General features: G+C 38.3%; 27 protein-coding genes, 1 tRNA gene and 2 riboswitches. Of the genes, 12 read left to right on the top strand and 16 right to left on the bottom strand.

Annotated features, from left to right (window positions below; all coding sequences use genetic code 11):
* Window positions 1-77: 77 nt before the first annotated feature.
* The 4 genes from FC73_RS06260 to FC73_RS06245 form a co-directional block, all read right to left on the bottom strand.
* Window positions 78-611, bottom strand: a complete 534-nt coding sequence (locus tag FC73_RS06260) for a Fur family transcriptional regulator (protein WP_010022605.1) — start codon at window positions 609-611, stop codon at window positions 78-80.
* Between the two features lie 84 nt (window positions 612-695).
* Entirely contained in the window at window positions 696-1,193 is a 498-nt protein-coding gene (locus tag FC73_RS06255) for a hypothetical protein (protein WP_010022606.1), read from the bottom strand.
* Window positions 1,186-3,558 carry a helicase C-terminal domain-containing protein gene (locus FC73_RS06250; RefSeq protein ID WP_404825590.1) on the bottom strand — a complete coding sequence of 791 codons (2,373 nt, stop codon included), beginning with the start codon at window positions 3,556-3,558 and terminating at the stop codon, window positions 1,186-1,188. The genes FC73_RS06255 and FC73_RS06250 overlap by 8 nt, the downstream gene beginning before the upstream one ends.
* A gap of 47 nt (window positions 3,559-3,605) precedes the next feature.
* A complete protein-coding gene (locus FC73_RS06245) occupies window positions 3,606-3,950 on the bottom strand; it encodes a hypothetical protein (protein WP_010022608.1) in 345 nt (114 codons plus the stop codon).
* A gap of 165 nt (window positions 3,951-4,115) precedes the next feature.
* Here FC73_RS06245 and FC73_RS06240 point away from each other — a divergent pair, with 165 nt between their 5' ends.
* On the top strand, window positions 4,116-5,273 hold the full coding sequence (locus FC73_RS06240) for a hypothetical protein (protein ID WP_010022610.1): 1,158 nt from the start codon (window positions 4,116-4,118) through the stop codon (window positions 5,271-5,273).
* A 33-nt stretch (window positions 5,274-5,306) separates the two neighbouring features.
* Here the strand turns inward: FC73_RS06240 and FC73_RS06235 are convergent, their stop codons facing one another.
* The 3 genes from FC73_RS06235 to FC73_RS06225 all read right to left on the bottom strand — a co-directional run bounded on the left by FC73_RS06235 (window position 5,307) and on the right by FC73_RS06225 (window position 7,576).
* Entirely contained in the window at window positions 5,307-5,504 is a 198-nt protein-coding gene (locus FC73_RS06235; protein ID WP_010022611.1) for an LBP_cg2779 family protein, read from the bottom strand.
* Window positions 5,505-5,574: 70 nt separating this feature from the next.
* Window positions 5,575-6,219 (bottom strand): energy-coupling factor transporter transmembrane component T family protein, encoded by a 645-nt coding sequence (locus FC73_RS06230; protein WP_010022612.1) that lies wholly within the window; start codon window positions 6,217-6,219, stop codon window positions 5,575-5,577.
* Complete coding sequence (locus FC73_RS06225; RefSeq protein ID WP_029327180.1) at window positions 6,209-7,576, bottom strand: ATP-binding cassette domain-containing protein; 1,368 nt, start codon at window positions 7,574-7,576, stop codon at window positions 6,209-6,211. The genes FC73_RS06230 and FC73_RS06225 overlap by 11 nt, the downstream gene beginning before the upstream one ends.
* Window positions 7,577-7,639: 63 nt before the next feature.
* Window positions 7,640-7,729: riboswitch (TPP riboswitch) on the bottom strand.
* Between the two features lie 85 nt (window positions 7,730-7,814).
* On the opposite strand from FC73_RS06225, the gene FC73_RS06220 reads away from it, so the two are divergent.
* From FC73_RS06220 to FC73_RS06210, 3 genes are all read left to right on the top strand, one after another.
* Window positions 7,815-8,435 carry an LVIS_2131 family protein gene (locus tag FC73_RS06220; RefSeq protein ID WP_010022616.1) on the top strand — a complete coding sequence of 207 codons (621 nt, stop codon included), beginning with the start codon at window positions 7,815-7,817 and terminating at the stop codon, window positions 8,433-8,435.
* 58 nt (window positions 8,436-8,493) lie between these two features.
* The gene (locus tag FC73_RS06215; protein ID WP_010022617.1) at window positions 8,494-8,820 is read left to right on the top strand and encodes a hypothetical protein; all 327 of its coding nucleotides are present in this window, start codon (window positions 8,494-8,496) and stop codon (window positions 8,818-8,820) included.
* A gap of 46 nt (window positions 8,821-8,866) precedes the next feature.
* Window positions 8,867-8,938: transfer RNA gene (locus tag FC73_RS06210), tRNA-Arg, on the top strand.
* A 367-nt stretch (window positions 8,939-9,305) separates the two neighbouring features.
* Here the strand turns inward: FC73_RS06210 and FC73_RS06205 are convergent.
* Window positions 9,306-10,025, bottom strand: coding sequence for a hypothetical protein (locus FC73_RS06205; protein ID WP_147299373.1), 720 nt, complete (start codon window positions 10,023-10,025; stop codon window positions 9,306-9,308).
* A gap of 133 nt (window positions 10,026-10,158) precedes the next feature.
* Here FC73_RS06205 and FC73_RS06200 point away from each other — a divergent pair, with 133 nt between their 5' ends.
* The 7 genes from FC73_RS06200 to thiM all read left to right on the top strand — a co-directional run bounded on the left by FC73_RS06200 (window position 10,159) and on the right by thiM (window position 14,982).
* The gene (locus tag FC73_RS06200) at window positions 10,159-10,533 is read left to right on the top strand and encodes a hypothetical protein (protein ID WP_029327181.1); all 375 of its coding nucleotides are present in this window, start codon (window positions 10,159-10,161) and stop codon (window positions 10,531-10,533) included.
* A 92-nt stretch (window positions 10,534-10,625) separates the two neighbouring features.
* Entirely contained in the window at window positions 10,626-11,297 is a 672-nt protein-coding gene (locus tag FC73_RS06195) for an SDR family NAD(P)-dependent oxidoreductase (protein ID WP_010022620.1), read from the top strand.
* A 17-nt stretch (window positions 11,298-11,314) separates the two neighbouring features.
* Window positions 11,315-11,872, top strand: a complete 558-nt coding sequence (locus FC73_RS06190) for a cysteine hydrolase family protein (RefSeq protein WP_010022621.1) — start codon at window positions 11,315-11,317, stop codon at window positions 11,870-11,872.
* Between the two features lie 45 nt (window positions 11,873-11,917).
* Window positions 11,918-12,008, top strand: a riboswitch (TPP riboswitch).
* Window positions 12,009-12,073: 65 nt separating this feature from the next.
* Complete coding sequence (locus FC73_RS06185; RefSeq protein WP_010022623.1) at window positions 12,074-12,715, top strand: TenA family protein; 642 nt, start codon at window positions 12,074-12,076, stop codon at window positions 12,713-12,715.
* A gap of 20 nt (window positions 12,716-12,735) precedes the next feature.
* Window positions 12,736-13,542 (top strand): bifunctional hydroxymethylpyrimidine kinase/phosphomethylpyrimidine kinase, encoded by an 807-nt coding sequence (gene thiD, locus FC73_RS06180; RefSeq protein ID WP_010022624.1) that lies wholly within the window; start codon window positions 12,736-12,738, stop codon window positions 13,540-13,542.
* A gap of 5 nt (window positions 13,543-13,547) precedes the next feature.
* Window positions 13,548-14,186 (top strand): thiamine phosphate synthase, encoded by a 639-nt coding sequence (gene thiE, locus FC73_RS06175; protein WP_010022625.1) that lies wholly within the window; start codon window positions 13,548-13,550, stop codon window positions 14,184-14,186.
* A gap of 4 nt (window positions 14,187-14,190) precedes the next feature.
* On the top strand, window positions 14,191-14,982 hold the full coding sequence (gene thiM / locus FC73_RS06170) for a hydroxyethylthiazole kinase (protein WP_010022626.1): 792 nt from the start codon (window positions 14,191-14,193) through the stop codon (window positions 14,980-14,982).
* A gap of 47 nt (window positions 14,983-15,029) precedes the next feature.
* Here the strand turns inward: thiM and FC73_RS06165 are convergent, their stop codons facing one another.
* From FC73_RS06165 to FC73_RS06130, 8 genes are all read right to left on the bottom strand, one after another.
* Complete coding sequence (locus FC73_RS06165) at window positions 15,030-15,797, bottom strand: flavodoxin family protein (RefSeq protein ID WP_010022628.1); 768 nt, start codon at window positions 15,795-15,797, stop codon at window positions 15,030-15,032.
* Window positions 15,798-15,919: 122 nt separating this feature from the next.
* Complete coding sequence (locus FC73_RS06160) at window positions 15,920-17,119, bottom strand: O-antigen ligase family protein (RefSeq protein WP_056936305.1); 1,200 nt, start codon at window positions 17,117-17,119, stop codon at window positions 15,920-15,922.
* Between the two features lie 14 nt (window positions 17,120-17,133).
* Window positions 17,134-17,937: an alpha/beta fold hydrolase gene (locus tag FC73_RS06155; RefSeq protein WP_010022632.1), complete on the bottom strand. Its 804-nt coding sequence runs from the start codon at window positions 17,935-17,937 to the stop codon at window positions 17,134-17,136.
* A 164-nt stretch (window positions 17,938-18,101) separates the two neighbouring features.
* Window positions 18,102-18,569 carry a universal stress protein gene (locus tag FC73_RS06150; RefSeq protein ID WP_010022633.1) on the bottom strand — a complete coding sequence of 156 codons (468 nt, stop codon included), beginning with the start codon at window positions 18,567-18,569 and terminating at the stop codon, window positions 18,102-18,104.
* A gap of 16 nt (window positions 18,570-18,585) precedes the next feature.
* Window positions 18,586-19,095 (bottom strand): YbhB/YbcL family Raf kinase inhibitor-like protein, encoded by a 510-nt coding sequence (locus FC73_RS06145; RefSeq protein WP_010022634.1) that lies wholly within the window; start codon window positions 19,093-19,095, stop codon window positions 18,586-18,588.
* 74 nt (window positions 19,096-19,169) lie between these two features.
* Complete coding sequence (locus FC73_RS06140; RefSeq protein ID WP_056936304.1) at window positions 19,170-19,700, bottom strand: hypothetical protein; 531 nt, start codon at window positions 19,698-19,700, stop codon at window positions 19,170-19,172.
* An 81-nt stretch (window positions 19,701-19,781) separates the two neighbouring features.
* A complete protein-coding gene (locus tag FC73_RS06135; protein ID WP_010022638.1) occupies window positions 19,782-21,428 on the bottom strand; it encodes an APC family permease in 1,647 nt (548 codons plus the stop codon).
* A gap of 112 nt (window positions 21,429-21,540) precedes the next feature.
* The gene (locus FC73_RS06130) at window positions 21,541-21,921 is read right to left on the bottom strand and encodes a VOC family protein (protein WP_010022639.1); all 381 of its coding nucleotides are present in this window, start codon (window positions 21,919-21,921) and stop codon (window positions 21,541-21,543) included.
* Window positions 21,922-22,039: 118 nt separating this feature from the next.
* Between FC73_RS06130 and FC73_RS06125 the strand changes: the two genes are divergently transcribed.
* Window positions 22,040-23,587 carry an ABC-F family ATP-binding cassette domain-containing protein gene (locus FC73_RS06125; RefSeq protein WP_010022640.1) on the top strand — a complete coding sequence of 516 codons (1,548 nt, stop codon included), beginning with the start codon at window positions 22,040-22,042 and terminating at the stop codon, window positions 23,585-23,587.
* The last annotated feature ends 25 nt before the right edge of the window (window positions 23,588-23,612 follow it).

Below are 23,612 nucleotides of genomic sequence, written 5' to 3'. Positions count from 1 at the left end.
CTAGTAAACATGAATGATAAATTATGCACAAAAAAAGCATCATGACAAACGTCATAATGCTTAATTCTGAAATAAAATTAGTTTTTTAGTGATGCTTTTGGCATTTCGACTACTCTTTTGTTATTACTCTTACCCTGATCTTGCTTAGGTTCTTGAGCGTTCTTTTTAGCCTGGCATTCTTTACAAGTGCCGTGAACTTCGACGTTTGAGACTGATGGATCAAATCCAACTTTCTTAGTGGCGTCTTGGAGTTCTTCGTCGATCTTCTTGAATTTAGGATCATCGATATCAATAATCTTACCACAAGTGTCACAAATGGCGTGAAAATGGGGATGACTGTAAAAGTCATAACGATATCCGCCATCTGGGTTTGGTAATTCAATCACAATCCTAAGCTTTTTAAATAAGCGCAGGTTATTGTAAACGGTTGCCATACTAAGGTTGGGGAACGTTTCTTCCAAGAAATGGAAGATCGTCTCAACTGAAGGATGGTTGTTGTGATCAATTAGGTACTTCAAAATAATTTGACGTTGTGGGGTAATACGAACATTATTGCTTTTCAAAATGTCCATAGCTTTCCCATAAGCTTCTTTCTTCTCTCTATCATTCATAAATATGCACTCCCATACATTATAATGTTACTCTTTTATTTCAATAATCATTCTAGTAGCTTATGGAACACAATTCAACTGAAATTACTGAAATAATTGAAATCTAGAGGATTTAGCTGATTTAGCGATTTGGGAGAATCCTAAAGTTTTTATTATACTCATAAGATTATGTTGGTTGTTATTTAATAGGAGAGAAATACTATATTGTTTTAATTCTTTAAAAGTAAATTGTATCATATGGTCAAACAATTCGCTGATAAAATCCGGAGCAATCCCAACTTCAAAAATAAAGTTAAATTGGGGTTCATTATTGGCTAGGTTGGTGATGGCAAAAATTCCCAACAAGACTTGGGTTTGCTTGTCTTTGACTGCCCAAATTAAAGCTTGGGATTGCATGATTTGGCGCATGTCATCGTTTACAAGGTCAGCGGTCCTTGATGCATTGTACTCACCGTCAAGACGAACGTTGGCAATGGTACGACCGTTTAATAATTGAGTAATTTGCCCCAAACTAGTAGTGGTTAACCAATCTAGCTCAAGATGAGCAGTAAAAATAGGGTGGTAACTTTCAAATTTAGTCATGACTTTCTCCCTTCAAATGGTTCCAGAATTGGTGGAGATCATTTTCTAATTCACGTGGACTATGAGCAATGTGATAATTTTTCCATTGCGGTGGGTAAAGATTCGTGTATCTTTTTTGGGTAAATCTTTGATCCATCAATACGATAACACCTTGATCATGTTTTCCACGGATTAGGCGCCCAGCTGCTTGAAAAACGTGGTTTAATCCAGGAAGTTGATAGGCATATTCAAACCCGTGACCGTTCTTGGCGTCAAAGTAATCACGAATAAGGTTGGTTTCCGAGTTAAGTCCCGGAAGGCCTACCCCGACGATTCCAACGCCGATTAATTTATCCCCGACAAGGTCAATTCCCTCCGAAAAGATGCCACCTAAAAGGGCAAACCCCACCGTCGGTTGATCATCGGGATGATCGAACTGGTGAATGAAGCGAGAGCGGGCTTGATCGTCCATCCCTGACTCTTGTTTGATGGTGTGAATGGTTGGATGTTGTTTGATAAATTCAGCGTAGATTTTTTCAAGGTATAATCCAGATGGGGCAAAAATGAGATAGTTACCCTTCTTGGCAGTCACCATTTGATTAATGGTAGCGACAATTTTGGCAATGCTTTGGTCCCGGTTTCGGAACGTAGTGTTAATGTATGAAGTCACAATAATGGACTGGTTTTCAGGGGAAAAAGGAGATGGTAGTTCGTACTTTAGACTGTCGGGTTCGTCACCTAAAACCTTAGCGTAGTAGTCCATTGGTGAGAGGGTGGCTGAAAATAAGACGGCTCCACCACCTAATTTGAGAGTCTCGGCTAAATCATGGCTGGGATCCATACAAAAGAGGCGCACGGTAACATTTTTTCCATCCAGTAAGATGCGAACTTTATAATTAGGACCAAAATATTCGCTAATTTTAAGGTATCCGGTGCACTGAAAGAAAAAATCGAGTACAACGTCTAAGTCGTCACTGTCATCCTGTTTGGCAATCCATTTTCGCATTACTTTAACTAGGTTAGTAACCGCCTTTGTAAATTTATCGAGGGGATCATCAGTGGCCGTTTCAAAGATGTGATCATCACGCAATGGCTTAGCGACCGCATTAAACTGACGTTTGAGTGAACGGAGCTTGGTTAACACCTTTTTATTTGATTCCCTCTCCCTTGAAATGATTTTGATAACGTCGGCTAGCGAACTAGACGATAGTTCAGTTGAATACATCTCGCGGGAACGATCCACGAGGTTATGAGCCTCATCGATTAAATAAAAGTTACGATAGTCTTGAACCTCAAAGAAACGTTGCAGGTGAACCTGAGGATCAAAGAGGTAGTTATAGTCACCGATGATTACATCACAAAAAAGACTTGTATCAAGAGAAAATTCAAATGGATCCAACGTGTATTTTTTCGCATACTTTTCTATGATGTCACGCGTAATCTGATGATTGTGACGCAAAAGATCCTTTAAGGCGGGCTTTAAGCGATCGTAGTAGCCAATCATATAGGGATTATCTTCAGGAGCCTGGTCTCGTTCTTCTTCAAACATGATTTGGTCCTTGGCAGTGAGAGTGATACTTCTTAACCGCAGTCCCTTGTCACTCATGAGTCGAATGGCATCTTCAGCGACTCTTCGGGTGCTCTGCTTAGCCGTTAGATAAAACACCTTGGAAATAAGGTCGTTTCCCATGGCTTTTATGGTAGGGAAAAGAGTTGAAATGGTTTTTCCCGTCCCAGTGGGCGCCTCGGCAAACAGGTGCCGATGGGTCACAACCGTCTTGTAAACGGCGGCAGCTAATTCATGCTGACCGTCACGGTATTCCTTGAATGGAAATTGGAGCTTTTGGGCGGTAGTGTGTTTTTCTTCATCTAATTGATCTTTAAGTTTAAGCCACTCACTGAATTCTTTGATTAAATTGTTAAAGAAACTTTCCGCATCTGTAAATGTAATTGATTGTTCTTTTTGGGTGGTTTCTTCTTCAGGAGTTTGAACGTAGGTGAGCCGCATTGTTACGGTTTTGATTGCTGGATTTTCGTTCATAAGTAAGTAGGCGTAAGCCTTGACTTGTCCCCAGTAGAGAATCATTTTATTTTCAGGGATGTCTTGAAATTCGATGTCAGAGGTTTTGATTTCTTCAATGACAGCTGAATCATCGTTGAGGATTACACCATCAGCTCGACCATGCACCAGGAAATCATTGTGATTTACTTGAACCGCTTTTTCAAGGTAGTATTCTTTTTGGTAGTCTTTTGGTCGATTCTTTTGGAGTTTGTGGTGGATCCTAGTGCCAGCCTGAGCCGTGTTTAAACTACTTAAACTACTATTGAGATCGCCACTTCTTAGTAAGAACTCAACGAGATCTCTGACTCCAACTTTGTTCACTATTTCCACCTCCATTTTTCCATAAAAAAACAACTTCAAGCGAAGTTGTTTTATTCCTCACGCCAACGATTGAACTCGTCCGCGTGTGATCCTAAGTAATTCATTGCTTCTTTAGTTAACCGGTCAACCTCGGGCTTGGCTTGATCCGGCATCACGTGATAAAAGTTGCAGACGTATCCTTCGGCGATGTTTTCGTATTGTTCTTTGCGACCGTATCCGGCGTCATTGAACAGTTTATCTAAACCCTTGACGTCATCTTTGCCTGCTTCGTAGATTTGCTGAGCTAAGTTAGTTTTATTTTCTCCTAACATTGTGGCAGCGTATTTAATGATGAAATCGTTCATATCAATAATGATGTTTTGACGTTGCTTACGTTCAATTTTTTTCTTCGACATATTTTCACCTCAGTCTCATTTTAAAGCATTCATGGTATAAATGAAAATAGAAAGTAAAAGCTTAAAAAGAACGCAAAATTTATGTTATGATAGGCGCACTAATCTTGGTCGAATCCTTACATGTGATAAGATTAAACTGATGTTACTAGAGAAGTAGGTGATAATTTGAATAATTCGGTTGATCAAGTTGTCAAAGACTTGAGGTATTCGATGAATAATAATTTATTGGTAAATTTGACCCAACAAAACACCACGGTTTTTTATACCGGGGTCGTGGTTGCCCTTGATGCTGCTGGAGCCATTCTAATTACGTACGATGACTACGGATTAGCTAACGGACTGGTATATGTAGTTTATGGTGACATTGACGACATTGATTTTCAAAGTGAAGACTTGACCAAGATGGAAGGTCGGATTCGGATGTCACGCCAACTAAAGTTGAACGGGACGAAACAGGAAGTAATGAAGCTTAATTCGAAGAATGATCTGCTAACTCAGATTTTGGGAAATTCCTTTGTTGACCAGCAAGCTATCATGGTGGTGACTCAGGACGGCAATTCCGTTGAGGGTTTTATTAATTCGTTGTCAGACTTTGAATTTTCGCTTTCCGTAATTGATAAGTTTGATAATGAGAACGTGACACACAAGACCATTATTAAGCCATTGGTTCGATCCGTTGAGTTTTTGGGAACGGAATTAAAATTATTGACGGATTCCAAGTCGGTGTTATTTGCTAAACACATTGATCCCCAAGTAGTAGATGGCCAATTAGCGATTGAAGCTAACCTCTATTCCGCGATGGAAACCGGGAGACGGATTGTGATGATTCCTAAGATTCATTCCGATCTCTTCTTTATTGGTCAGATTCGGGCGGTTAATTCAGATTCAGTAATCTTTTCGTTGGTCGATATGATGGGACGATTTGGCGGTTATGAATTAATTAAAATTGATGAAATTGATAAGTTAGTGATTAAAAGTGATTATTTGCGTTTGATTAATCACTTTGTCTCCATTAATTCAGCCAACGGCGTTTTCGTTCAGCCAGTTTTAAATAATGATCGGAGTTTTGATGCAACGGTCAACTTGTTTGCCGCTACGATTGAGATGGCCATCAAGTTTCAACGAGTGGTTCGCATTAAAATGAATGACGGACAATCGTACCTCGGTTTTCCCGTAAAGTACGAGCGGGGACAGGTTACGGTTCAGATTGTTGATAAAGCTAAATTATTTGTCGTAAATAACCAACTGATTAATTTAAATGATATTGATGAGATTGCCTTTGGCTATCTTGATTCGTATCTAATTGAACAACAAATTGGATAAAAAAACGATGACTTTCATGAAAGTCATCGTTTTTTACTTGTTATGAACAATAAACTGTTTAATTATTTTAACTTCATCCTGAGTTGGTTGAACTTGCATACTCTTGATGGCGTGAAATCTTTCCACGGTCATATGTAAGTCAACTGCCATCTGGTTATCAGGAATATCATGTTTTTCTTGGAATTTAATCAGATCAGTTGCTACTTGACTAAATTCTTCACCAATTTTCATTTTGTTTCCTCCTCTACTTCTCTTACTTGAGTCCATTATACATTAATTTATTTAATTGAGACAAAGAATACTAAAGGAGAAGTAGGATCGCTTGAAGTAAAATTACGTTGAAAACGAAGACCAGCCAGTCTACCATCGTAATTTTAACCGGTTCATAAAAAGTTCGTGACTGACCCTCAACGAATCCATGCGATTCCATTCCTTGCGCTAGGTTTTCCGACCACCGAATGGCTGACAAAATGGCCCTAAAGTATAGGGTAGGTGACCACCAGTGTAACTTAACGCCGCGCATTAAACTTGCGGTTTTGATTTTATTAACTTCGGCCTGAATCTCAGGAAGAAGGTTGAACGCTGCCATGACACCATAAACGAACTTGCTTGGAAGATGGAGATTCTGTTCAAGTGAATTGACTAACTCATAGAGCTTGGTTGTTAAAGTGAATGCTGCTCCATAGATCACGTAGACGTAGATTCGAGTGAAAAGGAGGATCCCGGCGTGGCTACTCTTAGCGTACAAGACTTGCGAAATAAGGAGCCCAATGGCAGGGATCACCGCAATCAGGAGGATCCACAAAAGACGCTTTAATTTAACTCGTTTAACTAAAAGGTAGAGAAGCCCCACTACGATTAAAATCACGTTGCCAACAATACTGTTAGTAAATGATACTTCGAGTGCAATGATCAGGACTAAGATGAATTTTAGACTAGGATTCATGAACGTCCTCCTTATAAGTCAAGCGGTGATTAGCGAGTTCGATGTAAAAATCAGCGTTGTCCACCAATTCAGTCTGTTGATGAGAAGCAAAAATGATGGTTTTGCCAGCGTGGGCCTCGTCTTCAAGCAACCTTGAGATAATCGTGGTTGATTCTTGATCAAGTCCGGCAAAGGGCTCGTCCAACATGAGAATGGGAGCGTCTCTGATTAACATGATTACGATTTGCAGTTTCTTTTTTTGACCGCCACTAAGTGAGTAGACAACTCGATCGGTGAGTTGATCTAAATGGAGTTCTTCCATTAGATCATTGATCCGATCATCCGTCCAATTCTTCGTAATGGCGTTCTTTTTGGCCAATTGAATCTCATCATTAATGGTAATGGTCAAAAATTGGTCTTCTGAATTTTGGAAAACAAGATTTTCGTATCGCATGAGAAATGGGAGGGATGACTTCTTGATGTTGCGATTAAGGATCTTGACGACCCCGTTATAAGAGTGGAGGCGTGATAAGGCTTTGAAAAAAGTTGATTTACCACTCCCGTTCTTCCCATTTAGGTAAGTGATGCCAGGATACAAATCAATGTTTTCTGGTTCAATTAAGTTTTGGTTGCCATCGGTCATGGAGAAATTGAGTAGATTAATAATGGGATCATTGTCCGACATGATCTTGTATTCAATCTCTTTGTCAGGATGGTGTGGAAGACGGTTCTTAATTTGCTTAACCGGAATTGGTTTGACGGAATCGTTTTGAACGTTAAAGAAGTGATCGGCGATCCCAATGTAATCGCTCAAGTTATGATCGGAAATGATGATGGTCCGATTGTGTTCTTCCTTAAGTTGAACGAGTCGCCTGATGATGTCTTTCTTACTTTCGAAGTCGACGTTACTAAAAGGTTCGTCGAGGAGAAGAACGGGACGTTTCATGGCAACTGTCACTGCTAAAGCAACTTTTTGCTTCTCACCCCCAGATAAGGTTGAAATGGTCCGATTTTTAAGACTGCTGATTCCACAAAAGGCTAGAGCATCATCGATGCGATTAGGCATTTGAGCGGGATCGACTTGTAAGTTTCCGAGGGCGAAGATTAGTTCTTCTTTGACGGTTTTCATCGCAAACTGGTGGTTAGGATCCTGAAACAGCATGGCTGTCTTTTCATCCATATCAATTTTTCCACTCATTTCACCCTTACTATACTTGGGATACAGTCCCGCAATCAGTTTCAAGAGCGTGGTCTTCCCACTTCCAGTTGGACCAAATAGTAAGTTCATACTATTTGGCTCAAACTTTAAATTAATTTGATTTAAGATTTTATCCTGTTCAGGATATGAAAATGATAGATCTTTGATGTTTATCATCATTTATTCTCCATAAAAAAAGACGTCCAAACCGCGAGTGGGAGAACGTCCAGCTGATGTATTTAACAAGCTTAGTTATATATTTCCTGCGCTGGTATTGTCCAAGTCAGGTTCAACGGGTATGATCTCAGCCACTCGGCACCCCAATGTTTAATTTAAGTTTAGTATATCAAATATGGCATAAAAATCAATTTTCAATTAGAATAGGGGAGATAGGAAAAATAGAGCGGAGGATACTTTCATGAATTCATGGTGGAATCTTGTAGGTGTAATTGCGTGGTTAATTGTTTTGGTAGTTTTAATCCTTGTGATTAAAAACATTCGTTCACGCCGAATTAAAATGATCGTCCAAGATAAAAAGACTTTTGAATGGCGAAATTTGCTGATCTCAATCGGTGAAATCGTTGTTTTCTTGGTTTTGCTGGCTTTGATGGTTTACACGACCTTCTTTAGAAACATTACCAAGACGAACAACCGGAACGTTGTTACCACGACGCAGGTGGAACCATTGATCATTCAAAGTGATGAGCACGGTTCTTATTACGTGAAGGTGGAAGGAAACAAGGGTCCAATTCAACAGTATTCGTTCTGGTTAAAGAACGTTAAGTATCAGCTTCCAAGTACTAATGCACAAGTGGTTACGACGCGTGGTAATGCTGAAGTTACCGGGCGCAGTTACAAATTGAATCGCAAAAACATTAAATTAAATGACCAGCACTTCCAGAATGCATGGGCCAAGGTGGTTACCTTGACATATAAAGGGAACTTCTGGAATGGTTTGGGAATGCATGCCGGGAAAGATGCCAACCAATTCATTTTGATTCGGGTTCCTAATAAGACGTTCGTGCAGAGAAATAAATAATTATTTAACCACCGATGTTTACGGACCGGTGGTTTTGTTTAAAGATGGAGGAATTGAAATGAGTGCAAAGATTCCAGAGACGATGGATGAAGTTAAAAACTTGTGGGATGAGCTCAAAAAAGAAGGTAAGGACATTACACTTGATGAGTTGATCAAAAGTAACGTCCAAGATTTAACCCAAGCCTACCTGGATTCAGCTGAAGAAGGTCACTATGATTCGGCTAAGTTGGTTAATGATCAAACCATTGCGTTTGTTAGCATTACCGGGAGAACGATTGGAAAGTATGTTACCAAGGGTACCAGCCTGGTTGATGACTTTAAAAATAACTCTTTAAAGCTAGAGTTAGACTTAGAAGCGGCCGCAAATAAAGTCGCAAATAAATAATTTACTTGCAATTTACTGTGTTTATCGATAGCATAGTATTTGTTAAGCGCCCTTAGTGTAATGGATAGCACATGAGATTTCGGTCCTCATGATCCGAGTTCGACTCTCGGGGGGCGCATTTATTTTAGCTTCAAGACATTGATGTAACCAGTATTTGAAAAGCAATTGGTCTCTATTTGGTTTCAGTTAATAGGAAGGGCTGACAAAATTCTTAAAACTGGTATACTTATTTAACGGAGATTAAGTCGCAAAGAAGCCTCACTACTTTTGGGTAGTGGGGCTTCTTTTGTGTTTATAGTACTTTTTCATAAATAGTAAATCATTAATAGAATAAATATATCATAATTTAAATTGTTTTAGTGAAATACTTGTAATGATTATTTTAAGTTAATTTCTGGTAAATTTTATATTGTGTATAAATTAAGTAATATGTTATTTCTTGGAATTACTTTTAAGGAAATGAATAAGTATATTCATAAAAATTATTATTTATTTAGTAAGCATTCCTGTACCAAGCTTGTTTTGACCAATTGTGATGTCGTCTTTTCTGACTTTTCCAGGATGAGCAATCTTTGACCCCCATTTCCATATTCATTTAGACCATGGCATTTTGTCATTTTAGATTTAGAACTACTACAGTTATAATTTATGGCATGCCAATCACAATCACTATGATAGAAATCCGACCAAGCACGTGGATCTTTTTCACCCCAATATTTATGATCAGAATGAGAACCATTAAATCTATTACAATGTACATGAGTATTTGTTTTTACATGTTGACCATAAGTTGTTTGTCCTTTATAACGTTTCATAGATATTTTTGATCCATTCTTCATTTTAATATTATTATCTTGATCCATTTTATTTATAAAAGTGGAAAAGTTAATGGTTTTTAAGTTTTGTGATTCAAATTTATAATTTTTTTGTGAATTAAATCTTGTATATGCTGAGATAGGTAAAGTTGATTGATCATCAGAACTAGGTAATAGTTGCTCTATTGTAATTTGACCATTATTAACAGTTTCTTTAACATTTGGATCTTGAGAAGCTATTTCATTCATTTTATTTAGTGTATTTGAATCAACGTTTGATAAATTATATGTAGATTTAACTACAGTATTACTCGTTTGCTCATTTGAATCAGATGCAAATGAGATGGTTTGTCCTCCTAAGGTAATTGTTAGCAAAGTAATTAATGACAAAAAAATATATAAATTTATGTTTTTTATACATAATAGTTCCTCCTTATCTATATTCTGATTCGTATTGTAGTAGAAATTTTTTATGTATGATACCCTAATCATGAAAATTTTAACTGAAATGAGGGATTCTGGTATGAGTAAAACTAAATGGATGATAACTGTAATAATAGGTATTCCGTTTATACTAATTGGGTATCTATTTTTGGTTATGTATCCTTGGGAATCAGTCTTAGAAACGAGCTGCGTCAAAGCACAAACTGAGAATGTGATTTCAGGATCGGATGCAACATTGAAGAAATATAGTAAAAATAAGGAGACATATAAGTATTTAAAAAGAAATAAGGGGAAACATCTAACTAAAATGACTGATAATCAATATGGTGGACATTTATTTTATAATTCTGGACTTTGGGGTAGAAAAACTATTGGTGTGACTGGAACAATTCAACAAAATAAATTAGGAAGCTTATTTTTTCCATACAAGCTAAAACAGATTTATTTAAATTAAATACAAGATCAAAAATTACCTCAAGCCTCTAAAATGTTTATATTTTGGTTTGGTGGTAAACTTTTCATGAATTAACTTTAGGAGGTAAATTTATGAGTGAAAGTGTAGTAATCTTTGGTGTTGGAAAGGGCTTTGGCTTTTCCATTGCCAAGAAATTTGGTGAAGCAGGCAAGACTCCAATTTTAGTGGCCCGGAACGCTGATCAATTGAAACAGTTTGTAAAAGATTTGAGTAACGATGGCATCATTAAGGCTGATTTCATTGTCGCAGATGTAACCGATCCCACTCAGGTAACCAATGTCTTTAGTAAGGTCAAAATGGCTTATGGAATTCCAGAAACCATGGTTTATAACGTTGGTGATAAAACTTTGGATACACCATTTTCATTGCCATTGGATCAAATTAAAGGAATTTATGACACCAATGTTTTTGGTGCTATTACAACAACACGACAATTCGTTGGTCTTTCGGATGATTCTAAGTTAAATCGGAATATTTTAATCACTGGTGGTGGAGCAGCTTTTCATCCCACAAAGGATAACGCCACTTTAGCGGCTACCAAGGCAGCTTTAAGTGATTACGCATTTTCACTTCATGATGCAGTTGAAGATGATAATATTTATGTTGGTTTGATTACCATTCAAGGGCTTTCTGGTAGTAGTGAAGAGATGCAACCAGACAACGTTGCTAAAGTCTATGTAAAGGCTGCTCAGGATCGTTCTGAAAGGGAAATTAAGTATCCAGCAAAACCGTCTGATTTTTAGGGAATCGAGGCATTAAAATGGCAGATAAAGACGCACTTCTAATTATTGACTATACTAATGATTTTGTGGATGATCAGGGATCTTTGACCGCTGGTAAGCCAGCTCAGAAACTTGATCAGTCCATTGTTGATTTGGCTGAAAAATTTAAAGATGACAATCAATTCGTTATTTTTCCAACTGATGTGCATAAAAAGGACGATCCATACAGTCCCGAAACCAAGCTTTATCCAACTCACAACGTGCGAGGAACCTGGGGTCGTCAGTTGTATGGAAACGTTGGAAAGTGGTTTGATAAGAACCAAGATTTGGATAATGTTTGGCAAATGGATAAAACCAGGTACAGTGCGTTTGCTGGGACGGATCTCGATCTTAGACTCAGGGAACGAAACGTGAAAACGTTGCATTTGGCGGGTGTCTGCACCGACATTTGTGTTTTACACACCGCGATTGCTGGATATAACTTAGATTACAACTTGGTCATTCATCAGAGCGGAGTGGCAACCTTCTCTGATTTGGGACAGAAATTTGCGATGGATCACTTCAAGAATGTTCTGGGCGCAAAGATTGTTGATTAAAATTGTCATACTGATTTTTAAAGTATATACTAAAAACAATTGAACAATTGTATGAGGGGGTGCCATTTGGCTGAGATTATACCCATTGAACTTGAACTGGTTAATACCTGCGAAAGGAATCGTGCGTATCTTTAATTAAAAATGTAATTAAGGGCTCCTCATCATTGATGAGGAGCCTTTTTGTATTGGGGATGTTAGTAATTGAGAAAAGTAAAGTTTACTGATGAATTAATAGAAAACGCAACAGAAATAATGGATCAGATCATGGATTGTGAGTATGTTGAAGGGATTAAGGTTGGAGAAGTTCCGAAATCTGCACTTATCAGATACGTTCAACAAGACGAAATGTATCTGAATGGTTATGCTGATCAATTTCAACAAATAAAAAAAGAGACAATTGATTTGAAATTGCAAAAGTTTTTAGTAATTTGTGTTAACGGAATTAGAGATGAGCATACACCACATGATGTCATGATGAGATTTATAGACATTGCCGGTAAGCAGGTTCAAGGAGTTCCCATGCTTTCAGTTACAAAAAATTATGTTAAAAGTATGCATAATGCTGTTAATACCAAGTCAATTTTGATTGGACTGAGTGCACTTGCTCCGTGTATTTGGACTTATTATGTGATTGCTTATCAGTTAAATAAAAGTGATTGCAGAAATAATCCGTTTAATGAGTGGATCAAATTTTATTTAGATCCCAGTGAAATGAAAAGTATTTTTTACTTTATTAATCAACTGGCGGAAATTCATCCTGACGAAAGAGGGCAGGCTAATATGGTGTTTCAAAGTAGCTGTCAATATGAGTTGGATTTTTGGAATACGATGTATGAAGCTTAAAGTCATGAGAGGGAGATATTATGAGTAATGAAATTAAACAATATCCAGAAGCATTAACGATTGCAGGAACAGATTCTGGCGGTGGGGCAGGAATGGAAGCAGATATAAAAACCATGCAAGCATGTCAAGTATTCAGTACCAACGTGGTTGCTGGTATAACTGCTCAGAATACCATTGGGGTTCAGGATACTTATCCACTTCCTGAGAAAATTATTAATGAACAATTTGCTTCTATCTGTGATGATTTTGACATTAAAGCAACTAAAACTGGGGCATTATTTGATGAAAGACATGTTCAATTAGTGTCGGATAACATTAAGAAGTATAAATTAGGTCAAATTGTAGTTGATCCTGTTATGGTAGCTAAGGGAGGTTCAATTCTACTTGAAGAAAGTGCCATTGAAACTTTGATTAATGAATTGATCCCACTAGCCGATTTAGTAACACCCAACTTGCCTGAAGCAGAGAAAATTACGAATCAATCGATCGAATCAGATGAAGAAGTTAAAAAAGCCGCTCGAAATATCCAGATTGCTGGTGCTAAGAATGTCATGATTAAAGGCGGCCATGGTACTAACAAGATCGTAAAAGACTATGTTCTTTTAGAAGATGGTTCTGACTTTTGGCTAACTGTAAATCGAGTCGATACAGTTCGAACCCATGGGACTGGAGATACGCTTTCTTCGGCAATTGTTTCAGCATTAGCACGTGGTGAAACAATGGAATCCGCTATCCGTTTTGGGAAAAATTATTTGGATAAAATTATTAGGAAGCCATTGATCATTGGTCATGGTAACGGCCCGTTAAATCATGGAATGTGGGAGTAATTAACATGCAGTTTAATAAGAAAGCTCTTCAAATTTATTTAGTAGCTGGAACTCAAAATTTTGCTGGCTCTGACGCTGAATTCGTAAATCATATTGAGCAAGCTTTAAGTAATGGAGTAACAGCTTTCCAATATCGTGAAAAGGGTCCAGGATCATTAACTGGTCAGAGAAAAATTGAAATGGGTAAAAAACTCCGTAAAATTACTACCAAGCATCACGTCCCATTAATTGTTGATGATGATGTGAATTTGGCAAATGAGATTAATGCGGATGGAATCCACGTTGGCCAGAGTGATGAAAGTGTTCAAAAGATAATTCACGATAATCCAAATTTAATAGTGGGGTTATCGATTAGTACCGAAAGTGAGTTAGAGTACAGTAAGCCACTTATTGGAATTAATTATTTGGGAATTGGTCCAATTTTTCCTACTATTAGTAAAGCAGATGCTAAACCTCCAATTGGTATTAATGGCTTAGTACAATTGCAAAATCAGGTTTCACTACCTGTAGTCGCAATTGGCGGTATTAATACTAGTAACTGCCAGTCGATTTATCAGGCTTCGAAGGCTGGAATTGCTGTAATTTCCGTAATCATGGATAGTAAAAATGTAAAAGAGACAATCGATGAATTAGAAGGGAAATGAAAATATGACATCAATTTTAGAAGAAATTCGTAGGGAGAATCCAGTTGTTTTGGACATTCCTAACATGGTGACCCCACAAAAAGTAGCTGATGCAATTAGTTATGTTGGCGGTTCGCCAATTATGTGTGATTCTTCAAACGAAGGTCGTGACTTAGTGGCCATTGCGAACAGTTTGGTCTTGAATCTCGGAACGATGAATGATGATAACGTAAAATTGGATATTATCGCTGGTCAAGCAGCTAATAATCGTAATTTACCCGTTATTGTTGATCCAGTGGCGGTTAGTGCTTCGGAACTAAGAACGGAAGTTTTCAAGAAAATAAGTAACGAGGTTAATATTGATATTTTGCGGGGGAATGTCGGTGAGATTGCTTTTACGGCTGGAATAGATTGGGGGACTCGTGGAATCGATGCAGCTGATGGAAACGGTGATCGTGTTCAAGTTGCCAAAATGGCTGCCAAACAGTTCCATTCAATTGTGGTGATTTCAGGGGTTGATGATGTGATTTCTGATGGTTCAGAAACATACGTGGTTCACAATGGCAGTAAAGAATTAGCCATTAACGTTGGTTCTGGAGACGTGTTGGATGGTGTCCTTGGAGTTATCGCTGCTCATCATCGTGGTGTTCATGCCGTTGCACTTGGAACTGCCATTGTCAGTGTGGCAGGTGAATTAGCGGAAGGGAATTATCCGGCTGACCCGGCATCATTTGAAATGGAGTTCTTTAATAACTTATACAAATTGGATGATCATCAACTTTCTGATGAAATTAGAATTGAAAAGATTAATAACTAAAATAAAAAAAGATCGATTTTAAATCGATCTTTTTGTTTGGGTTAATTTTAACGACGTCGGTGCCTTAAAAAAGTGAAAAAATGAAGCAGGATGGCGAGTAGAACGTAGAAAATCACAACGAATGCAACGTAGAAGAGCCAGAATTCTCCGTTGAATTTCAGTCCAAAAACCAGTCCCTCGATCACCATTGTAACCAGTGACATCACAGCAATCATGCCGAATAATTCAATATAACGTTTCAAAGTACTATCATCCTTTCGCGGTTTGTTAGCAATTTTTTGTCCCCATCGTTTACATAGCTCAAGTTTCTTGGGATTAGGAATCCCCTTACTTCCCCAAGTGTGGGTACCAATAACTTCGCCGAGTTTGATTAAACCAGCCGACGTCATAATTTTATCAATGGTTCGAAAGGTTTGATCGGTAATTCCGGTAAAGAAATTTTGAAATGAAGACAAAAAGCAGGTGGTTAAGCTTAAGTAATGTTTATTTTTGAACTTGCCCGGGAGGGTGTCTCCAATACTGTTTATTTTAACCATGCGGTGACGCATGCAGTCAAATAGGTTTTTGGTAACCCCGGATAGATCAGCGAAGTAAGTGGGTGAGGCGATGATCCATACATCGGCTGCCTCCATCTTCTTTTCAATCATATCAAGCGTTGGGTTAGGATGTTTTAAATTATCGGGTTTGATGTCATAGTCTTGAAGAAATAGGGTTTCAACTTCGGCGTCCTTTGGGAGACCCGAGATAACCGCGTTCAAGTATTTGGCCGTCAAACCATCATTACTCTGTGAGCCTAAAAATGCTAAATAACGCAAATTTATGACCTCCTTTGAAATTAATTGATACTTACCTATTCATGGTATATTTTTGTGAAAATAATATCAATTAAAAATTCCATTTTCAACTTTTGCTGAAAATGGGATGGAATAAAGCATGATTAAAATGTGCGAGCATGGCGTGCATGTCTGCCCACGGGTCTTTGTCTTTTAGGAACATCTTTAACGACCTGGGTAAAGGCATAGATAAACGGAGCAAACATATATGCATTGGTAAGCTGGGTTTCAATAATTCCCTGAACTGCCAAAGCAATCAGGATTACACAAAGAAAGTAGTTATTGTCTTGTTTGGCCTTGTAAGCACTTCCGATAAATAACGCTAAGAGAAGCATTAAGCCAATGAAACCGGCGCTTAGAAGGATAAACAAGAAGGTATTATCGACCCACAAGTTCGATCGTGCACCCAGTAGTGGAAGATTTTGCCCGATAATCTTTGGTGAATAGAAGTACTGAATGACGGTTAATTGTTGACCAGGACGTCCTGATAACGCGTTATTAAGGGTATTAAAGAGCGGTAGTGATGAACCCCAAGCTACCATTCCAATTCCAATTCCAATAACAAAGGTTAATGAGACGATCACCCAAGTGACTTTGGGTAGCCAACGTACGATTCTTTTAGAATAACTCAGTCCAAATCCGAGGATCAGGACAGCTCCGGCAACCATAAATCCACGTGATCCTGTCAGATAGGCAATTACTAGATAAACAACCAAAAGGAGGGCGTAAATCAAATACGTAAAGTGTTTTCGGATGTTTTGCAATAGTAAGAGGGCGGAACAAAGGATACTTAAAATAAATCCGCTTAGAACATTTGGATGGGTAAATCCAATGGCATACCGTGTGGAAGTCCCCCGGGTAAATGAAATCGCATTCTGTGATGGGAAAACATGGAAGATCAAGAAGGCGAAGATAACCACTAAAATAATGAGTTTAGTGGCTAGGTCGATTGTTGCAAAGGCATTTTCACTCAGAAGGTCGGCATTTGCCATAAACAGGAACAGTAAGAAAAGGGTACTAGTAATCACATTGAGCTTTAGAAAATAGGATAGGACAAAGATAATTAGCATCAGACCGATTACTGACCATTGTTTTAAACCGTGTCTTCTGGTTAGTAACAACACAATTTGAACGAAGATAACAATCAGGGTCACAATTCCTGCAATTTTCCATTGTAAGAAACTTTTAGCTGAGTATACGTTATTGAATTGACTGTTCAAAAGAATTACTGACGATGCCAGAAACACTATGTAACTCAGCACGTAAACGTACTGATATAAACGATTTTTAAGGGTTAAAAACATTAATTATTCTCCCATTAGTTGTCAAATTTATCGGTAAAGAAATATTCAGCAATAATTTTGACGATCGACGGATTCTCATGAAGCATAGTGTGTTGAGCCTGTGAGCTGTTTCCATGGTATACGTAAAGTTTATAATTCTTGACGTGTCCGGTAACTAATCCCTTCATTGGGATCTCACTCTTCATAGTGACTTCACCATCGGTTCCAGAATGGTTCATATCTCCGACCAAGTTCATGATTTGAAGATTTTTAGGTAAGTTTTTAACATCAGGATCGTTTGGAGCATAGTTAGTAGCGAGTGAGATGAATTTATTCACTGTCGGTACTTCCTTTAGGTTGGGATAGTGTGCTAAGTAGTAATAAATGATGTTTCCACCTGAAGAATGCCCAATCATGTTGACGGAACGAATGTTGTACTTGGTATACAAGTAATGCATGACCTTAGGCATTTGAGTTGATTGGAAATAGGGACGATGGTTTTCTTGGAAAACAATTTGAACGGTTGGGTTATCAGCACCGATCTTATGAAATTGCTTGGTGGTTTTAACCGTCCCATCTTTTTTGACGTATAGTTGCAGAGTCTTAGTGGCTAAGTGATAACGGTTTAGGGTATCAACCATGTAGCCAGTGGTGATATTGTTTCCACCTAACCCAGGAATGAATACAGTAGCGGTTTTGCTTTGATTAACGTCTAACTTACCGAGAAAACTACCATGATTATTCCAATAATAATATCCACCACCAGCAAATATAGCCACCACAATAACGACAAAGAGGGCGATGAATGATTTGGTGTGTTTTCTTTTTTTGATGTGCATTGTAAACATTCCTTTTAATTAATTTAAATTTATATACTAGCAGTTAACATCATATAACAATTAGAGTAATTCAGCTAGGCGAACCCAATGATTTCTTCGGATAATGGGCAAGAAAAAATAGCTAAGCGTAAGGGCTTAGCTATTCTTCCTTAAATAATTGTTAATTATTTGATTGGGGTGTTCTTCATGTCAGTTCTGACGATGATAACATCACAACCAGCATGCGAATTGACGTATCCAGTGACTGAACCCTCCAGCATTCGATACAACCGACCCTTACCGGTTGCACCCATCATGATGAGGTCAGTTTGGTGATCACGTGGGAACTCATAAGTGATAACTTCTCTAGGACTTCCAAAACGAGCGTGAATATGAATATCTTCAATCCCAGTTTTATCCTTGATCTTGTTAACTAAATCTTTTAAATAGGTAAGTTCATCGTTAACGATTTGAGTGATGACACTTCCGTCAACGACGCCAAGACTGTACCCATAGTTTGTGGTGTTGATGACGTTTAAGACGTCAACTCGACCTTTATTTCTTTGTGCTACAGCGGCAGCCTTGTATAAAGCAGCTTCTGCTTCTTTTGATCCATCAACTGGTACTAAAACGTGTTTGTATCCATTTAGCATTATGAAGCCCTCCGTTTTAATTTTTTACTGGTAGAATTTGTTCCGCACTAGCAACAATATGACCTGACATTTTTTGCTTAAGTTCGTTAAGCCAAAATCCATCAGATAAGTTTAGTTTTTGGTCCAAAGCGTATACGTGCAACTGATAGTCATGCGGCTTATCAGGAGGGGTTGGACCAACATAATGTTGATTTAATTTAGGATTAGTAACATTGACTAGTCCGCCAGCCAAGCTGTTCTTTCCAAGAGTCATGTTAATTGAACGATCTTGGCTCGCATTTTCTGGGATCTCAGATACATCAGGGTCGATATTAGCAGCGACCCAGTGAATGTAGGTGAAACCACAAACAGGAATTGAATCGTCATCTAGTAGCATCACTACTAGTGACTTAGCATCACTTGGCACATCTGAAATCTTGATTGGAAATGAAATGACGGGATGCCCATCTAACATTTCATCTGGTTGAGCATGCTTCGTGTATTTATCAGGTAGAAATCCATTTTGAAGTGGAGTATTAATTTTCATAATAGTACCTCCTATACAATTCATTATACCAAAATCATCAGAATATAAAAAAATAAGGAACTATAAATAGTTCCTTATCTGACAAATTGTAAGGTATAGAATCCCTGACCATTCCGCTCAATCGTGAAGTTAGAGTAACCAGCTGCTAACCAACTTTTTTGAGTTGCACGTGCATAATTTTTAGCGTCTTGCACCGAATCAAATGTTTTAGGGGTCGCAAACATTGAATTTGAATCATCTGCCGAATTGTTTTCATTAGAATTATTCGCATTTGATGCTTGCGATCTATTTTGACTAGTGGATGCTTGATTTTGACTTACCGAAGATGCACTTTGGTTAGTTGATTGTTCTGCCTTATTAAAGTTTTTTGCTTTTTTCTCTGATCGAATAGCTTTGCTACTCTGTTGACTTGTGGAAGGAACGCTGAGTTGTTTCAATCCATTGCCACTCGTCAGAAGGTGAATTCCAAAGACTAGTAGAATAACGATTACTACTAAACCTAGTACCCACGGCCACGCCTTAAAAGTTTTCTTTTGGTGTCTTTGGTCATTAGTGGCATTAAAGTCATAACGTTCATATCTCGAATCTGGATCTTGATTATTCATAAGAATCCCTCCATCCATTTCAAGAAAAACAAGATGCATTACGTATTATAACAAAATTCTTATGCTTTTGCAGTAGATTAACTAATCGTCAACCTGATCGTCTTCGACTTGTTCGTTAACGTTTTTGGCGTTAAGCATGTTGCCAGTACGTTGATAACTGAAGACACCCCAGTAGAAGAATACCAAGGAAACCACAATAATCACAATGAAATCATATGGGTAATGAATCCAGTTTTGACCACCAAACGGTGTTGATCCAATGTATGAGAATGCTGCCATAAAGATTAAGTATACTACCATCCATGCTCCACCACGGAATTTAGTAAGAGTATCTTTCCAACCATTCTTATTTTCATAGAAGAAATAGAATGGTAAGCCAAGCATAATAACAAGGATAACCTCAACGGTAGTTGGCCACATTGCCCAGTAGATTGCTAGACTAGCAAGAACGAAGGCTAATGGTGCCATGATTCCAGCAAAACTAATTTTAACTGGACGTTTGAAATGGGGTGCGTGAAGTCGTAATGATCCCAATGTAACAGGACCGGTCAGATAGGCGATCATCGTTGAAGTAGCAATGACACTAGCTAAAACAGCCCAGTTTCTGAAGACCGAGACCAAGATACAACTGACAACCCAGTTAACAATCATAGCAATTCTTGGAGTTCCCCATTTTTTGTTAATTTTCCCTAAGAACTTAGGCATATGACCATTTTCAGTCATTGCGGCCAAAGTCCGACTAGTTGAGGCAACAAATGAAACCCCGGTTCCAAATGGTGAAACGAAAGCATCGATATATAGTAGGATAACCAACCAGTTTAAGTTCAGCATAATGGCAAGGTCAGCAAATGGTGAACTAAAGTTAATACCATTCCATCCATGTTTGGCTAAAGTACCAGGATCAATTACACCGATAAAGGTAAATTGAAGCATAACGTAAATTACAATACTGATTAGAAGAGAAATGACGATTCCACGCCAAATGTTCTTCTTCGGATTTTCGATTTCGTCTCCAACGTTAATAACTGTTTGAAAGGCGTTATATGAAAAAATAATTCCGGATACGGTAGTAGCCGTGAAGATTGGAGCAGTACCATACGGGAAGAATCCACCAGTGGCTACATTATGAAAGTTTTGTGAATGGAAACCTGAAGCAAGTAACATAATAATAGTAAGAACTGGAACTACAATTTTGAAAATGGAAGTTAGCGTAGTAAAGCGCGTTAGTAAATTAACTGACCAATAGTTCAACAGTGTGAACACTAGAATAAATAGAAATACGACGAATAATCCTTCGGTAGTCACGGTTCCATTTGCGTAGAATCCATGAGACCAACTTGCCCATTTCCATGGCCATGAGCTCATGTATTGAACGGCAGCCACTGCTTCGATTGGCAGTAAGGTTACCAGCGAAACCCAGTTTGACCATGATGCGATGAATCCTAAAAGAGGTCCGTGAGTATATTGAGCATATTTACTCATTCCTCCACTTTCTGGGAACATCGTGCCTAACTCTATGTAATTAAACGCGATCGCTCCAATTACAACCGCACCAATCACCCATGAAATAATGGCAGCTGGTCCTGCGGTTTTGGCACCTCCCCAAGATCCAAATAGCCAACCTGATCCAATGATGGAACTAAGTGCCAACATAATGACACTAAAAAGACTCATCTTCGGTTTTGCAACTTTTTGCTGTGAATTGTTTTCTGAATTTTTTGTTTTCATAAATATCCTTTCTTTTTGCATATTCGACGAATATAACAAAAATGATTATGGTTGTAAAATTAAAAAAGACTAACTCACGGGGGTTTTAATGATGTTGTATTCCCTTTCATTCCTATCGTTGGTACTCTCTAATCTCAATCAAATTTTTATCAGGATCATTAATGAAAAGGGAATTCATTTTGCCGTTGTGTCCCTGACTTTCAAGTGGACCCGCTATGATGGGAACAAAATAATTAGCAAGATGAGATTGAATGGAGGCAAGCGGATCCCTCACAACCACACTAAAACTGGTAGAACCAGGAGTAGGGTGGGCTGGTTTGACGTTGTCATCATTAGCGGTGACACAAACGAGTCGTTGGTGACCAAGCTGAAATTCAATTCGAGATTCAGTTTCGACCACAACGGGTAAATCTAGAACTTCGTGATAAAAGCGCATCGATTTTTCGATGTCATTTACTGATAAAGTGATGTGATCAATATCTTTGATTTTCATAGGCACTCTTCTTTCATAAAAATGTACCTATAATTATACCACTCAAATTGACATAATTGACGTTGATTACGGTTCGGTGTTACGGTATTAGTTATGAAATAATGGAGGGAAATATATAATGGCGTTATTAAGTGTATCGAATCTGAGCATGAGTTTTGCGGATAAAGACCTCTACTCAGATGCTACATTTCAGCTAAATAAAGGTGAGCACATGGGAATTGTGGGCCAAAACGGAGTTGGAAAATCAACTTTGATTAAAATTTTGACCAATAAGCAACTTCCACTAACTGGTGACATCAAATGGCAAAAGGGAACCAAAGTTGGTTACCTGGATCAATACGTTAATATTCCGAAGGGAATGACGTTAATTGATTTCTTACACACCGCCTTTTCTGACCTCTATAATATGAATCAGCATATGAGTGATTTATACATGAAATATGCCGACAATATGGATGAAAAATTACTTGAACAGGCTGGTCGAATCCAAGAGCAGCTTGAATCGCGGAACTTTTATGATATTGATACGGAAGTTGAGCAAGTAATTAATGGCTTAGGTCTTGACGATATCGGTAGAGATCAGACCATTTCAGAAATGAGTGGTGGGCAACGTTCGAAGATTATTTTAGCTAAATTAATTCTGGAACATCCAGATGTAATTTTGCTTGATGAACCGACGAATTACTTGGATACTGCTCACATTAATTGGCTGGAAGATTATTTAAATAGTTTTGACGGGGCAGCAATGATTATTTCCCATGATTACGATTTCTTGGAAAAAGTCACCAACTGCATTGTCAACGTTGCGTTTGGAAAAGTTACTAAGTATCGTGGTGACTTTAAGTCAGCAATGCGACAAAAAGACGAAAAAGAAATGACCCAGCAACGGGAATATGAAAAGCAACAAGAGGAAATCTCAAAGGCCAAGACCTTCATTCAGAAGAACAAGGCCGGCAGTCATTCTAATATGGCGAAGTCAAGAGAAAAAATGTTGAAGCGCATGAATGTCATTGAGCCACCTTCAAGTAACATTCAAGCTTCGTTTAAATTCCCTTATGCTGACACTGGTTCACAGAATGCTTTGGTAGTAGATCAACTTTCAGTTGGATACGATCGTCCATTGCTTCGGCCCGTTACTTTCTCGGTTAATACTGACCAAAAAGTGGGACTACAAGGATTTAACGGAGTTGGAAAATCAACTTTGATTAAGTCCATTCTGGGTCAGATTCCGGCAAAGGGTGGTGAGGCTGACTTTTCGCCATCCGCTAAGGTTAATTACTTTAGTCAGGATCTGGTTTGGCCTAACCGCAAGATGACGCCACTTCAGATTATTCAGGACAAGTATCCTAAGTTAACCCAGAAGGAGATTCGATCTCAATTAGGACGTTGTGGACTTGATGCCGCTAATGCCATGAAGCCGATTGGTGAGCTTTCTGGCGGGGAACAAACGAAAGTGAAGTTGGCTCTGATGGAATTTGTTCCAAGCAACTTCTTAATCATGGATGAACCTACGAATCATTTGGATGATGAAACCAAGAATGCTTTAAAACAGGCCATTATCAAGTTTCCAGGAAATGCCATCATCGTTAGTCATGAAGCGAGTTTCTACGATGGACTGGTTGATAAAACCATTGATGTGGAAAAGTTAAGTTTAACGAAGAAATAATAACAAAAAAGACACTTCAAAAATG

Source organism: Fructilactobacillus fructivorans, from assembly GCF_001434095.1.
In the GTDB taxonomy this organism is placed as follows: Bacteria; Bacillota; Bacilli; order Lactobacillales; family Lactobacillaceae; genus Fructilactobacillus; species Fructilactobacillus fructivorans.
This window is presented reverse-complemented; position numbering and strand designations above follow the sequence as displayed.